13 protein-coding genes are annotated in these 13,092 nt (G+C 62.0%); 8 read left to right on the forward strand and 5 right to left on the reverse strand.

Going from position 1 to position 13,092, the window contains the following annotated elements; all coding sequences use genetic code 11:
* The first annotated feature begins 122 nt into the window (after nt 1-122).
* The 6 genes from IGS58_RS12410 to IGS58_RS12435 all read left to right on the forward strand — a co-directional run bounded on the left by IGS58_RS12410 (nt 123) and on the right by IGS58_RS12435 (nt 3,923).
* Nucleotides 123-509 (forward strand): VOC family protein, encoded by a 387-nt coding sequence (locus IGS58_RS12410; RefSeq protein WP_092604977.1) that lies wholly within the window; start codon nt 123-125, stop codon nt 507-509.
* Between the two features lie 87 nt (nt 510-596).
* Nucleotides 597-1,376 carry a TatD family hydrolase gene (locus IGS58_RS12415; RefSeq protein ID WP_230521539.1) on the forward strand — a complete coding sequence of 260 codons (780 nt, stop codon included), beginning with the start codon at nt 597-599 and terminating at the stop codon, nt 1,374-1,376.
* Nucleotides 1,377-1,392: 16 nt separating this feature from the next.
* A complete protein-coding gene (locus tag IGS58_RS12420) occupies nt 1,393-2,043 on the forward strand; it encodes an ankyrin repeat domain-containing protein (protein WP_230521540.1) in 651 nt (216 codons plus the stop codon).
* 256 nt (nt 2,044-2,299) lie between these two features.
* Nucleotides 2,300-3,223, forward strand: coding sequence for a methyltransferase domain-containing protein (locus tag IGS58_RS12425; RefSeq protein WP_230521541.1), 924 nt, complete (start codon nt 2,300-2,302; stop codon nt 3,221-3,223).
* A 100-nt stretch (nt 3,224-3,323) separates the two neighbouring features.
* Nucleotides 3,324-3,572, forward strand: coding sequence for a hypothetical protein (locus IGS58_RS12430; RefSeq protein WP_034784592.1), 249 nt, complete (start codon nt 3,324-3,326; stop codon nt 3,570-3,572).
* Between the two features lie 153 nt (nt 3,573-3,725).
* Nucleotides 3,726-3,923, forward strand: coding sequence for a hypothetical protein (locus IGS58_RS12435; protein WP_034784591.1), 198 nt, complete (start codon nt 3,726-3,728; stop codon nt 3,921-3,923).
* A 63-nt stretch (nt 3,924-3,986) separates the two neighbouring features.
* Here IGS58_RS12435 and IGS58_RS12440 read toward each other — a convergent pair whose 3' ends face one another.
* Nucleotides 3,987-5,045 carry a phospholipase A gene (locus IGS58_RS12440; protein ID WP_034784590.1) on the reverse strand — a complete coding sequence of 353 codons (1,059 nt, stop codon included), beginning with the start codon at nt 5,043-5,045 and terminating at the stop codon, nt 3,987-3,989.
* A gap of 359 nt (nt 5,046-5,404) precedes the next feature.
* Between IGS58_RS12440 and fusA the strand changes: the two genes are divergently transcribed.
* Entirely contained in the window at nt 5,405-7,513 is a 2,109-nt protein-coding gene (gene fusA / locus IGS58_RS12445) for an elongation factor G (protein ID WP_230521542.1), read from the forward strand.
* A 101-nt stretch (nt 7,514-7,614) separates the two neighbouring features.
* Here fusA and IGS58_RS12450 read toward each other — a convergent pair whose 3' ends face one another.
* Genes IGS58_RS12450 through IGS58_RS12465 form a run of 4 tightly spaced genes read right to left on the reverse strand, consistent with a single transcriptional unit; the run spans nt 7,615 to nt 12,277 of the window.
* Nucleotides 7,615-8,784, reverse strand: a complete 1,170-nt coding sequence (locus IGS58_RS12450; RefSeq protein WP_034784589.1) for an HlyD family secretion protein — start codon at nt 8,782-8,784, stop codon at nt 7,615-7,617.
* Nucleotides 8,785-8,805: 21 nt separating this feature from the next.
* Nucleotides 8,806-10,266, reverse strand: a complete 1,461-nt coding sequence (locus tag IGS58_RS12455) for an efflux transporter outer membrane subunit (RefSeq protein WP_230521543.1) — start codon at nt 10,264-10,266, stop codon at nt 8,806-8,808.
* A 5-nt stretch (nt 10,267-10,271) separates the two neighbouring features.
* The gene (locus tag IGS58_RS12460) at nt 10,272-11,846 is read right to left on the reverse strand and encodes a DHA2 family efflux MFS transporter permease subunit (protein WP_230521544.1); all 1,575 of its coding nucleotides are present in this window, start codon (nt 11,844-11,846) and stop codon (nt 10,272-10,274) included.
* Nucleotides 11,843-12,277: a MarR family winged helix-turn-helix transcriptional regulator gene (locus IGS58_RS12465; RefSeq protein ID WP_070279648.1), complete on the reverse strand. Its 435-nt coding sequence runs from the start codon at nt 12,275-12,277 to the stop codon at nt 11,843-11,845. Before IGS58_RS12465 ends, IGS58_RS12460 begins: the two co-directional genes overlap by 4 nt.
* A 130-nt stretch (nt 12,278-12,407) precedes the next feature.
* On the opposite strand from IGS58_RS12465, the gene IGS58_RS12470 reads away from it, so the two are divergent.
* The gene (locus IGS58_RS12470) at nt 12,408-12,938 is read left to right on the forward strand and encodes an SRPBCC family protein (RefSeq protein WP_034784585.1); all 531 of its coding nucleotides are present in this window, start codon (nt 12,408-12,410) and stop codon (nt 12,936-12,938) included.
* Nucleotides 12,939-13,092 lie beyond the last annotated feature (154 nt).

A 13,092-nucleotide genomic window follows, 5' to 3' on the forward strand; every position in this document is an offset into this window, starting at 1 on the left:
CTTGCGCTGCCAAATTAAAGTAAATTATCTCTTTCTTGACGGAGGGGCAGGCTCGCCGCATCGTTTGCCACGCCTGGCCCCCGGTGTTACAGTCAAGGCACTGGACAGCAACGGAGGCGTGCATGAAACGAGTCACTGGCATCGGCGGCATCTTTTTCCACGCGCAAGACCCGGCCGCGCTGCGCGCCTGGTACCAGCGCCACCTGGGCCTGGACGTGCAGCCGTGGGGCGGCGCCGCCTTCACCTGGACGGATGCCGATGGCAAGCCCACTGGCGGCACCACTATCTGGTCCGTCGCGGCCAATGACAACGAACAATTCGCGCCCGGCAAGGCGTCCTTCATGATCAACTACCGCGTCGACGACCTCGACGCGTTGCTGCAAGCCCTGCGCGACGAGGGCTGCAACGTGCTGGAAAAGGCGCCCGATTCCGAATATGGCCAGTTCGGCTGGGTCATCGATCCTGAGGGCAACAAGGTGGAGCTGTGGCAGCCGCCGCAGGGGCAGTAGGCGGACCTGCGCGGGAGTCGTCAGCGGCAGGACGGATTTGCGCCTTCCCCCTGCCAGATTCCGCCCGCTCCGGTACAATCCCGCCTTATGTATATCGATTCCCATTGCCATATCAATTTCCCCGAGCTGGCTGCTCGCATGCCCGAGATCCTCGCCAAGATGGCCGAGAACAAGGTGACACACGCCTTGTGCGTGTCCGTCGACTTGCCGGACTTTCCACAGGTGCTGGCCCTGGCCGAGCAGTATCCGCATATCTTTGCTTCCGTCGGCGTGCATCCCGACTACGAGGACACGCCTGAACCGTCCGTGGAAGACCTGGTCCACCTGGCCGACCATCCGAAGATCATCGCCATCGGCGAGACGGGCCTCGACTATTTCCGCCTGACGGGCGACCTCGAGTGGCAGCGCGAGCGTTTCCGCACTCACATCAAAGCTTCAAGAATCACGCGCAAGCCCTTGATTATTCACACAAGAGCGGCCAGTGAAGACACCATACGCATCATGCGCGAAGAGGGCGCGGGCGTGTCCGACGGCGGCGTGGCCGGCGTCATGCATTGCTTTACGGAATCCCTGGAAGTGGCGCGCGCCGCCATCGCCATGGGTTTCTATATTTCCTTTTCCGGCATCGTCACGTTCAAGAGCGCGAAAGACTTGCAGGCCGTGGCCCTGGAAGTGCCGCTCGAGCGCATCCTCATCGAGACGGATTCGCCGTACCTGGCGCCCGTGCCGTTCCGCGGCCGCATGAACGAGCCCGGCTATGTGGCCCACGTGGCGGAATACCTGTCGACCCTGAAAGGCATCCCGCTGGACCAGGTGGCGAAGCAGACGACGGAGAATTTCTTCAAGTTATTCAATCAGTTGCCATAATTTCTTAAGGTCAGTCATGATGAAAAAACTCGCCCTGGCGATGCTGCTGTGCTGCGCCACCGCCAGCCAGGCGGCGCCGGAACCGGACGCCTTCTTCCGCGCCGTGTCCGTGAATAATGCCAGCGGCGTGCGCAGCATGCTGCTTGACGGCATGAATCCGAACCAGCCTGACACGCAGCGGGGCGACATTCCCCTCGTGCTGGCCTTGCGCGACGATGCGGACCGGGTGTTCCAGGTGCTGCTCGATGCTCCCGGCATCGACCTGGAAGCCCGTTCAGCCAATGGCAACACGGCGCTGATGATGGCCGCCTACAAGCACAAGCAGGACGCCGTGAACGCCTTGCTGGCCAAGGGCGCCAAGGTCAACCAGAGCGGCTGGACGGCGCTCCACTATGCGGCCTCGGCAGGCGACCTGCCCATCATGAAGATATTGCTCGACCGCGACGCCGTGGTCGATGCGCTTGCGCCCGCCAACGTCACGCCGCTGATGTTTGCCGCCCGCGAAGGACAGGAGGGCGCCGTCAAGCTGCTGCTGTCCTGGGGCGCGGACGCCAGCCTGAAAAGCGGCCATGGCTGGACGGCCGTGCAGTTTGCCCAGGCGGGCGACAAGCCCGGCGTGGTCGCCATCATCGAAGCGGCACAGAAGGCGCGCGCAGCCCGCAAGTGATGTTTTAACTTCAATATTTTCCATGCCAGCGCTGAAACTGGCATGGAATTGCCTCTCACCTCAGCCCTTTGTTCTCCCTGCCGATTAACGATAATGATCGTGTCGCATTAATCAGGAGATACGTCGCATGGGTCATCACATCACCGTCAGGCGCCGGCTGTATTGTCGCCGCCCCTCGCGCAGCCCGTGCGATATCACTGCTTTCTGGAATGACAAAACCGATCGGCCATCGGAGCCAGACTCCAAGAGGACAGACATGCTGAATGAACGAGAAATCGAGAGTTGTTACCTGGGGCAATTTATCCCCGTCCATTACCACCACAATATGTTGATGGACCAGAACCGCATGCACGGGTTCAAGTCGGCGATCGATTACGCGGTAAAACCCGGCATGAAGGTGCTGGAGCTGGGCGGCGGCACGGGCGTGCTGTCGTGGTTTGCGGCCGCGCGCGCCGACAAGGTGTGGTGCGTGGAGTTCAATCCGGACATGGTCAAGGAAGCGCGCAAGATGCTGGCGCTCAATCCCAATGGTGAAAAAGTCGAAGTCGTCCACGCGGACGCCTTCGAATACCTGCCGCCCGAGCCCGTCGATGTGGTCATCTGCGAAATGATCCATGTCGGCATGCTGCGCGAAAAGCAGGTGGAAGTGATCGAATCGTTCAAGCGCCGCTACCTGGCCCGCTTTGGCGGCCCGCTGCCCATCTTCCTGCCCGAAGCCGTCATCATGGCCGTGCAGCCGATGCAGCAGGAATACGATTTCGAGGGTTTTTATGCGCCTATCGTGCAATTCCAGGAAACCACGGCCATCCATCCTGGCGTGCAGGAGCTGGCGCCGCCTTCCGTCTACAGCATCATCGACTTCAGCCAGCCGACGGACAATGTGTTCGGCTTTGACGGCAAGTTTGTCGTCGAGCGCAGCGGCACCCTGAACGCCTTGCGTTTCGTCACCAAGAACATCCTGGCCGTGGTGCCCGAGCGCTCGACCACCATCGACTGGCTGAACCATTACATGTGCTTGCCGCTGGCCACGCCGGTGGCCGTGAAGGCGGGCGACGTGCTGCAAGTGAGCTTCCAGTACCGCGCCGGCGGCTCGATTCCCTCGCTGGAAGCGTCGATCCGCGCGCAGGTGATCTACGACGTGAATCTTCAGCCCACTACGCAGAACGCCGTCTACGCATAAACATCGTTAATTCCAAGGCAACGCCGCAGCGATTTCATCCTGCGGCGTTTGTCCATTCAGGGTATATTTCGTCTTTTACCCACTGGACAGCTTTACTATCATGGAACAGATCGATCAGCGTTACCTCGTGCAACAGAACAAAATCAGCGATGGCGAGACCAGGCCGCCCGTGTTTGCCAAGGTAATGCGCAGCAAGGAAGGCGTGTTTGAAGGCGTGTCCTTCATCAAGTCGAAGGACAAGGCCACCGTCATGACCATCGAAGATGCCAACCAGGCCATCAAATGGGCCACCAGCAAGAAGCCGAATGCGCATGAATACATCACGAAAGTGATTTGCGTCGGCCAGTAAGTCCCCGTTCATTCCCGTTTTTGCACCGTTCATCCCTGCAGCGCGCAGTTCATCGCATGGCCGTTGCCGCCGCGGCGGCGCTTTCATATAGTGCTGTCACGGTAGCGGGGCAAGCACGGCTTGCTCCGCACATTTCATTCTAGGGGGAACGCGATGCTGGGATTCGTGCTGTGGCTGCTGCTCTTGCTGGTGTGCTGGCCCCTGGCCTTGCTGGCCCTCGTGCTGTATCCGCTGGCCTGGCTGCTGTTGCTGCCATTCCGCCTGATCGGCATCGGCGTGGAAGGCGTGTTCGAATTACTGCGCGCCATCGTCATGCTGCCGGCGCGCGTGCTGGGCGGCGGCCGGCGATAAACCCGATATTTCCCATAAAAAATGGCGCCATTGGCGCCATTTTTGTTTGCGGTACTGCCTGGCTTACAGGTCGACCATGAAACCTGCACCGATCGATTTCTGCGAATAGTTGTAGTCGATCAAGCTCTGGCCATAGCCGGAGAACAGTTGCAGATAGCCTTTCAGGTTGGCCTTCAATGGGAAAGCCCAGCTGGCCTGCATGGAGCCATGCTTCTTGCTGAAATTGCGGCGGGCCGTCACGGCGTACTCGTGGCCCTTGTTGCGGTAGCTCACGCGCAAGTCGCCATGCCCCATGTAATCGGTGATGTCGATATTGTCATTGTCGGTCTTGCCATTGTCGAGGCGGTGCCAGACGCGCGTCGTGACGGCCAGGTTGTCCTTCTCCATGCCCAGCTCGGCATATACACGGTTCCAGCTGCGCGACAGGGTCGACGTCTGTCCGTTGGACTGGTGCACGAGGCCGAAGTTCAGGTAATTGAATTCCACGCCAGCGAAATTCTTGTTAATCGGCAAGATCAGCATCAGCTCAGGCTGGTAATTGGTTTCGCGGAAAGGACTCGATGCCTTGCGGTTATACGCCTGCCAGAAACTTTGTTGCGTGTAGCCGAACCACATGTCGATGGGCGTGCCGGCGATGTCTTCCAGCAGCTTCATCTTGAAGCTGAGCTGGAATGTCAATTCCACATGCTGGCTCTTGATGCCGGCCGGCGTGAAATCCTGGAACGGTTCGTCGTTCGAGGCGTCGCTGTAATTGGCCAGCAGCAGATAGGTGTCGCGGTGCGGGCGGAAGTTGAACAGGCCGCGCTTGGACGCTTCATTCAGTTCCCACGATTGCTGCGTGCGCGAAATCGGCGCTTCCGGTGGCGCCGCGCCAGCCTGCGCGATGGCGGGAATGGCGGCGTTGACGGCGTCCGGCGTGGCCACGCCCGGCGGACTGACTGGCGTGAGGGGCGCGACCTCGGCAGCGGCAGCCAGGGTCACTGCCGCGGTGACGGGATCGCCGCCGGCCGCGATGGTGGCCTTTTCCGCCGCCTTGGCCAGGGTGTCGAAGCAGCCAAGGCGGGCACTGGCGTCACCGAGGACGGCGCAACGTTGCATTTGCTGTTCCAGTTCGCCGGCCATGGCCAGCGCCGGCGATGCCAGCAGGGAGGAAAGGATTATTTTTCTTAGTTGGATAGTCATAAGCTGAGTAGGGCATGTCGTTTGGTGCGCACCTGGGCTGCATGCCGGCGGCGTCGCCTTGCATGGCAGGATGCCATGCGTATTGATTTTTATTAATCTTTGTTGAATTAAAGTTCAAAAATTAACGTCCGGGAAGTATAGCCGAATCCGCAAATAGCTTCCGTGCGCCTGACGTGCGCGCGACCGCCAGTGTTGTACGCGTGGTAAACGGCTTGCTGCCGTGCCGCCCAAATCGATGTCTGCTACACTGGAAAACCGGCGCAAACCCAGTGATGCCGGGGCTAGCCATGGAGATTGTGATGACCCGCAAAACACCTATCGAGCGCTACCGCAACATCGGCATCAGCGCCCATATCGACGCCGGCAAGACCACCACCACCGAGCGCATCCTGTTTTATACGGGCGTCAATCACAAGATCGGCGAAGTGCACAATGGCGCCGCCACCATGGACTGGATGGAGCAGGAGCAGGAACGGGGCATCACCATCACCTCGGCCGCCACCACGGCCTTCTGGAAAGGCATGGCCGGCAATTTCCCCGAACACCGGATCAATATCATCGACACGCCGGGCCACGTGGATTTCACGATCGAGGTCGAGCGCTCGATGCGCGTGCTCGACGGCGCCGTGATGGTCTACGATGCTGTCGGCGGCGTGCAGCCGCAATCGGAAACCGTCTGGCGGCAAGCGAATAAATACCATGTGCCGCGCATCGCCTTCATCAACAAGATGGACCGGGTGGGCGCGGACTTTTTGCGCGTGCGCAAGCAGATCGCCGAGCGCCTGAAGGGCGTGGCCGTGCCCATCCAGCTGCCCATCGGCGCCGAAGACCATTTCACGGGCGTGATCGACCTGCTGAAAATGCGCGCCATCACCTGGGACGACGCCAGCCAGGGCGTGCAGTTCAGCTATGGCGAGATTCCCGCGGAACTACAGGCGCAGGCGCAGGAGTGGCATGACCACATGGTCGAGCACGCGGCCGAAGCCACGCTGGAGATGACGGAACGCTACCTGAATGGCGACACGTTTACGGAAGCCGAGCTCAAGCAAGCTTTGCGCGCGCGCACCATCCGCAACGAGATCGTGCCCATGCTGTGCGGCAGCGCCTTCAAGAACAAGGGCGTGCAGGCGATGCTCGATGCCGTCATCGAATACCTGCCGTCACCGATGGAAGTGCCGCCCATCATGGGCCATGACGAGCACGACAACGAGGTGGAGCGCCATCCGACGGACGACGAGCATTTCTCGGCCCTGGCCTTCAAGATCATGACGGACCCGTTCGTGGGGCAGCTGACCTTCTTCCGCGTGTATTCGGGCGTGGTGAATTCGGGCGACATGGTATACAACCCCACCAAGAGCGCGCGCGAACGGCTGGGGCGCATCCTGCAGATGCACGCGAACGAGCGCAAGGAAATCAAGGAAGTGTATGCGGGCGACATCGCCGCCGCCGTGGGCCTGAAAGCCGTCACCACGGGCGACACCCTGTGCGCCATCGATCACATCATCGTGCTGGAAAAGATGATCTTCCCGGAACCCGTGATTTCCCAGGCTGTCGAACCCAAGACCAAGCCTGACCAGGAAAAGATGGGCATCGCCCTGAACCGCCTGGCGCAGGAAGATCCGTCGTTCAGGGTCCATACGGACGAGGAATCGGGCCAGACCATCATGTCGGGCATGGGCGAATTGCACCTGGAAATCCTGGTCGACCGCATGCGCCGCGAATTCGGCGTGGAAGCCAATGTCGGCAAGCCGCAGGTGGCGTACCGCGAAACCATCACGCGCGCGGTGGAAGACGTGGAGGGCAAGTTCGTCAAGCAATCGGGCGGACGGGGCCAGTACGGCCACGTGGTGCTGAAACTGGAACCCTTGCCGCCAGGCACGGGTTATCAGTTCGTCGACGCCATCAAGGGCGGCGTGGTGCCGCGCGAATTCATCCCGGCCGTCGACAAGGGCATCGCCGAAACCCTGAAATCGGGCGTGCTGGCCGGCTACCCGGTCGTCGACGTGAAGGCCACGTTGACGTTCGGCTCCTACCACGACGTCGATTCGAACGAAAACGCGTTTCGCATGGCCGGCTCCATCGCCTTCAAGGATGGCATGCGCAAAGCGTCGCCCGTGCTGCTGGAACCGATGATGCAGGTGGAGGCGGAAACGCCGGAAGAATTCATGGGCAACGTCATGGGCGACCTGACGGCCCGCCGCGGCATGGTGCAGGGCGTCGACGACATCCCCGGCGGCGCGGGGCGCATCGTCAAGGCCCTGGTGCCGCTGGCCGAGATGTTCGGCTATTCCACCACCTTGCGGTCGCTGACCCAGGGCCGCGCCACCTACACGATGGAATTCAAGCACTATGCGGCCGTGCCCAAGCATATACTCGACCAGGTGGCGGCGGCTGGCAAAGCCAAGTAGGTCGGATTAGCGGGGCAAAGCCTCGCGTAATCCGACAACATTGTTGGCCAAGGCCGTTGGTGGTGTCGGCTTACGCGCGTTGCGCTAACCCGACCTACGCATCAATTCAGAAGATTCTGCGCAATGATCGCATCGGCCATCTTCTCCGCCTCGTCCACGGGCTGTTCCAGCGCCTTGGTCGTGTAGACGGTGGAGGCCACCATCGGCTGGTCCAAAGTAGCGCCTTCACCATGGCTGGTATCGACCGTCACCGTGGTCGACAGGCCGATGCGCAGCGGGTGGGCGGCCAGTTCCCTGGCATCGAGCGTGACGCGCACGGGCACGCGCTGCACCACCTTGATCCAGTTGCCCGTGGCGTTTTGCGCCGGCAACAGGGAAAACGCGCTGCCCGTGCCGGCCGACATGCCCAGTACCTTGCCGTGGTAGACCACCTTGCTGCCATATAAGTCCGTTTCAATGGTGGCCGCCTGGCCCACGCGGATATTGCGCAGTTCGGATTCCTTGAAGTTCGCATCGACCCATAACTGGTCCAGCGGCACGATGGACATCAATGGCGTGCCCGGCGTCACGTGCGTGCCCAGCTGTACGCTGCGCTTGGCGACATAGCCCGAGACGGGTGCGACCACGGCATTGCGGCGCACGGCCAGCCACGCCTGCAGCACGTCGCTCCGGGCCGACAGGACGGCCGGATGGCTGGCCAGGTTCACGCCGGCCACGCCCGATTTGGCGGATTCGGCCTGGCGCTGGGCCACCGTCAAGGCCGCTTTCGCGTCGTCGACGGCCTGTTTCGCATGGGCCAGGTCTTCGCCCGAGATCGTCTGATCCGCCGCCAGCGGCGCGCGGCGCGCCAGGTTGCCCTGAGCCGTGGCCAGCGCCAGGCGGCGCTGCCCGATGACGGCGTCGTATTGCGCCACATTGGCATAGCGCTCGCGCTCCTGGCGCACGACGTTGCCCAGCCGTGCCTCGGCCTGGCTCAGGGCCAGCTCCGCATCGATGGCGTTCAGGGTGATCAGGGGCGCGCCCGCCTTGACCATTTGCGTCTCGTCGGCACGGATGGCGTCGACATTGCCCGTCACTTGCGCGGACAGGGTGACCAGGTTGCCGCCCACATAGGCGTTGTCCGTGACTTCTTCCTTGGCCAGCACCAGCTGGTAATACGCGCCCCAGGCCGCGCCAGCCGCGAGAAAGGCGGCCGTGATGGCGATGAGGACGGCCTTGCGCTTGCCGGGCTGTTCGGTTGGAGTGGTCGTTGCTGTGGTATCGCTGCTCATGATGTATTCCGTAATCGATGGTTATTGTTTGGCCGTGGCGTTGGCGGAAAAGTCGCTGCTGCCCCGGTAGCCGCCGCCCAGGGCCACGGTCAGGTTGATTTCCGCGTTCTGGCGCTGGTTTTGCAGCTGCATGCCCAGGTCGACCTGGCCGCGCACGGTCATTTCCGCATTCAGCTGGGTGGCGCGGTCGGCCAGACCTTGTTTCAGGCGGGCATTCGCATTGCGCAACTGCGCTTCGCTGGCGCGCAGGTTTTCCTGCTGCAGGCGCAGCTGGTTTTCCACGCCCTGCACCCTGGCGCCCGCCTGCGCCACGTCGCGCACGACATTGAAGACGCTCTGGTTGTAGTCGGCGATCAGTTCATTGCGCTGGCTGCGCGCGCCGCCGAGCTGCGCCTGCAAGCGGCCGCTGTCGAACAGCGGCAAGGACAGCGCCGGGCCGATGAACAGGGTGCGGCTGCCGGACTGCAGCAGCTTGCCCAGTGTTATCGCATCCAGGCCAAACGAAGCGCTCAGGTCGATATCGGGGTAGAACGACGCCTGCGTCGCTTCGATATTGCTCATGGCTGCCTGCACCCGCCAGCGCGCCGCCTGCAAGTCGGGCCGGCGCGCCAGCAATTCCATGCCAAGCTTGCCGGGCAGGGCGTGCGGCAGCGCCTGTGCCTCTTTCTGCTGCAGGCTGGCCAGGGCCGAGGCATCCGCACCCAAGGATGTTCCCAACAGCGCGCGCAAGGCTTCCCGTTCCGTGACGACCTGCGTTTCCAGCAGCGCGATCTGCTGCTGCAGCAAGCTCAAACGCGTTTGCGCGGACAAATGGTCGTCGCTGACACCGAGGCCGTTGGCGATGCGCTTTTCCTTGTCCAGCACCAGTTGCTGCTGTAATTTGACCAGTGCATGCAGGTTATCCATGCGGGCCCAGCCATTTTGCATGCTGAAGTAGTGGCGGGCGATCTCGGCGGCCAGCATCTGTTCCGCCATCGCGTATTCGGCACGGCGGGCGTTGACTTCGCCCAGGCTGGCCGCGATCTGCGCCTTGTGCTTGCCCCACCAGTCGAGGTCGTAATGGGCTTGCATGCCCACGGTCACCTCATTGTAGTAATTGCCGCCGATGGGGGCGGGCATCAGGCCGTTGGCGGAATAGCGCTGGCGGCTGGCATTCGCGCTGGCGTCCACCCTGGGGCCGCGCTGCGCATGCTGCGCGTCAAACGCGGACAGGGCCGAGCCGATGCGGGCATTCGCCACGTCCAGGTTCGGGCTGCTGGACAGGGCGCTTTCAATCAGCTGGTCCAGCTGCTCGTCCTGGAACTGGCGCCACCATTGCGCGGCTGGCCAGCCTTCGCTGGCCAGGTGGATGTCGGCCGCCAGCTGTATCGTGGCCAGGTCTTGCTGCGGCAACTGTTGCGTGTCGGGCGGGATGCTGGCGCAGCCGGCCAGCGACAAGCTGAGCGCCAATATGCGCAGGGAGAGTTTCATAGATGTGTGCATGAGGGTTATTCCATGGCCGCGTGATCGACCACGACGGGCGCATTCTTCTTCGGGGGTTTGATCAGGAGCAAGAGCGGCAGCACGAGGATGGTCAGCCACATCATCAGCCAGAAGTCGTCTAGGTAGGCGATCATCGACGCCTGCCGCGTGATTTCGCCATTCAGCGCCGCCATGCCGGAAGCCGTACCCAGGTTGTAGACGCTGGCAATGGCGGGGTCATGCAGGGCCGGGTTGGCGATATTGATGTGTTCCGTCAGGGACGCATGGGCGATCTGCGTATTGCGCACCAACAAGGTCTGCACGAGGGCGATGCCGATGCTGCTGCCGATATTGCGCACCAGGCTGTAAATGGCCGTGCCTTCCGCCCGCATCTGCGGCGACAGGGTGGCAAACGTGGCCGCGCTCAGTGGCACGAAGACGAGGCCCAGGCCGATGCCCTGGATGATGCCGTTCCACACGACGGTCTTCGGCACCAGGTCCAGGGTGAAATTGGCCATCTGCCACAGCGAGAACGCGGTGATCGAAAAGCCCACGCCCAGCAGGATGCGCGTGTCGATCTTGCCCGTCAGTTTGCCGACGATCAACATGGCCAGCATCGTGCCCAGCCCGCTGGGGGCCGTCACCAGGCCGGCAATCGCCGCCGGGTAGTTCATCAAGCCTTGCAGCATCGACGGCGTCAGCGCGCGGGTAGCGAACAGCACCATGCCGACGATGAAGATGAACAGCAAGCCGCTCACATAGTTTGAGTTCTTCAACAGGCGGTAGTCGAGGAAGGACTTGCCGGCCGGGCGCAAGGCCGTATGGGCGATGAAGTAGCACAAGCTCATGGCCAGCACGATGGCTTCGATCCACGTTTCCGTGGAAGAAAACCAGTCGTTCTGCTCGCCCCGGTCCAGCAGCATCTGCAGCGCGCCGATCGACAGGCTCAAGGTGGCAAAACCGAACATGTCAAAGTTCATGCGGCGGTTCGGCGGGTCCTTGCGGATGTAGCGCCAGATGCCATAGAAGGCCATGGCGCCGATGGGGATATTGATGAAGAAGACCCAGCGCCAGCTGTAGCTGTCCGTCAGCCAGCCGCCCAAGGTCGGTCCAAGGATGGGGCCGATCATCACGCCCATGCCCCAGATGGCCATGGCCGAGCCGTGTTTCTCGCGCGGATTGATGTCGAGCAGCACCGCCTGCGACAGCGGCACCAGCGCCGCGCCGAACACGCCTTGCAGCAAACGTGCCGCGACGATCTCGGACAGGGTGGCGGACAAGCCGCACAGCACGGAAGCGAGCGTGAAGCCGGCCACGGAAACGAGAAAGGTGTTCTTCTGGCCGAAACGGTCGCACAGCCAGCCCGTCAGGGGCGTGGCGATGGCGGCGGCAACGATGAAGGAGGTGAGTACCCAGGTGATCTGGTCTTGCGAGGCGGACAGGCTGCCTTGCATGTGGGGCAGGGCGACGTTGGCGATGGTGCCGTCAAGCGCCTGGATGATGGTGGCGAGCATGATCGAAATCGTGATCATGCGCCGGTTCAGGGTGGGGTCTTGTGAAGCGGGCAGCGCCGGTGTGGCGCCGGCTGTGGCCGAACTCATGCGGATTTCTCCGTGGCCGCCTGTAACGCTTCCAGCAGTTCGGTGGCGGCCCGCAGTTGATCGGGATCAATGCCCTGCAGCAGTTCCTTGCGGAAGCCATCCGCTTCCTTGCGCACGGTGTCATACACCTGCAGGCCCGCCTCGGTCAGCACGACGAGTTTGACGCGGCGGTCCGTTTCCGATGGCTGGCGCTGCACGAAGCCCGATTTCACGAGCCGGTCCAGCATCGACACCATGGTGGGGTTTTCCACGCCCAATTGATGGGCCAGCTCGCTTTGCGACGGCGGCTGCGGCGACTTGGCGATCATGGCGATGCACATCCAGCTCGCTTGCCCCAGGTCCAGGTCTTTCAGGCGCCGGTCGATGGCATGGCGCCAGCCGCGCGCCGTCTTGTGGAGGGCGGCGGAAAAGCGCTCTTCGATAGAAGTCATAAGGTAAGTCGTCTAATGGTTAGGTATCTAACTAATATTTTAGCATGCGCGTTTGGCAGGCGTACAGGCCTTCCCGTTTATCGGCGCCGCTGGTACATTAGTGCCAGACCATCATCCTCAGGAGAGCGCCATGACCACCGCAGAACAGAAGCAGGACGGACAGCACCGCGACAGCAGCGACTTTGTCATCACGCAAACTTTCGACGCGCCGCGCGAACTGGTGTTTCAATCGTGGGTGGAGCCGGAGCGCCTGGCCCAATGGTGGGGTCCCGTCGGCTTCGAATTGAGCGTGCTGGCGCTGGATCTCAAACCGGGTGGAGTCTTCCACTACGGCATGCGCGCCGACAATGGCTATGAGATGTGGGGCAAGTTCACTTACCAGTCCATTGAAGCGCCGGAACGCATCGTCTCCATCCTGTCGTTTGCCGACAAGCAGGGCAATGCCGTGCAGCATCCGGTCAGCGCGACTTGGCCTTTGGAATCGTTCAATACCATGACCCTCACCGAGGAAAACGGCAAGACGACGATGACCTTGCGGTCCACGCCGCACAAGGCCACGGATGAGCAGCATGAGACTTTCAAGCAGGGGTTTGAGTCGATGAAGGAGGGGTTCAAGGCGACTTTCGCTCAGCTGGCCCAGTACCTGGCGCGTGTTCAGTAATTTTTAAGAACAGCGGGCCAGAGCCGCGGGCCTGAGAAAATGCCCATGGCTGCGTTGCTTGGGCTCGCCGTACATGCGTACTGTCTTCGCCCGCGCGCCTTGCCCTGGCCATTTTTCAGGCTCGCTGGGCCCGGGGAGCCTTTGCTTGAGGCAC

It is taken from the genome of Janthinobacterium sp. EB271-G4-7A, assembly GCF_020858075.1.
Classification (GTDB): Bacteria; Pseudomonadota; Gammaproteobacteria; order Burkholderiales; family Burkholderiaceae_D; genus Janthinobacterium; species Janthinobacterium lividum.

Coding starts and splice junctions, on each gene's coding strand:
- IGS58_RS12410 (WP_092604977.1), top strand. CDS start 123: ATGAAACGAGTCACTGGCATCGGCGGCATCTTTTTCCACGCGCAAGAC.
- IGS58_RS12415 (WP_230521539.1), top strand. CDS start 597: ATGTATATCGATTCCCATTGCCATATCAATTTCCCCGAGCTGGCTGCT.
- IGS58_RS12420 (WP_230521540.1), top strand. CDS start 1,393: ATGATGAAAAAACTCGCCCTGGCGATGCTGCTGTGCTGCGCCACCGCC.
- IGS58_RS12425 (WP_230521541.1), top strand. CDS start 2,300: ATGCTGAATGAACGAGAAATCGAGAGTTGTTACCTGGGGCAATTTATC.
- IGS58_RS12430 (WP_034784592.1), top strand. CDS start 3,324: ATGGAACAGATCGATCAGCGTTACCTCGTGCAACAGAACAAAATCAGC.
- IGS58_RS12435 (WP_034784591.1), top strand. CDS start 3,726: ATGCTGGGATTCGTGCTGTGGCTGCTGCTCTTGCTGGTGTGCTGGCCC.
- IGS58_RS12440 (WP_034784590.1), bottom strand. CDS start 5,045: ATGGCCGGCGAACTGGAACAGCAAATGCAACGTTGCGCCGTCCTCGGT.
- fusA (WP_230521542.1), top strand. CDS start 5,405: ATGACCCGCAAAACACCTATCGAGCGCTACCGCAACATCGGCATCAGC.
- IGS58_RS12450 (WP_034784589.1), bottom strand. CDS start 8,784: ATGAGCAGCGATACCACAGCAACGACCACTCCAACCGAACAGCCCGGC.
- IGS58_RS12455 (WP_230521543.1), bottom strand. CDS start 10,266: ATGCACACATCTATGAAACTCTCCCTGCGCATATTGGCGCTCAGCTTG.
- IGS58_RS12460 (WP_230521544.1), bottom strand. CDS start 11,846: ATGAGTTCGGCCACAGCCGGCGCCACACCGGCGCTGCCCGCTTCACAA.
- IGS58_RS12465 (WP_070279648.1), bottom strand. CDS start 12,277: ATGACTTCTATCGAAGAGCGCTTTTCCGCCGCCCTCCACAAGACGGCG.
- IGS58_RS12470 (WP_034784585.1), top strand. CDS start 12,408: ATGACCACCGCAGAACAGAAGCAGGACGGACAGCACCGCGACAGCAGC.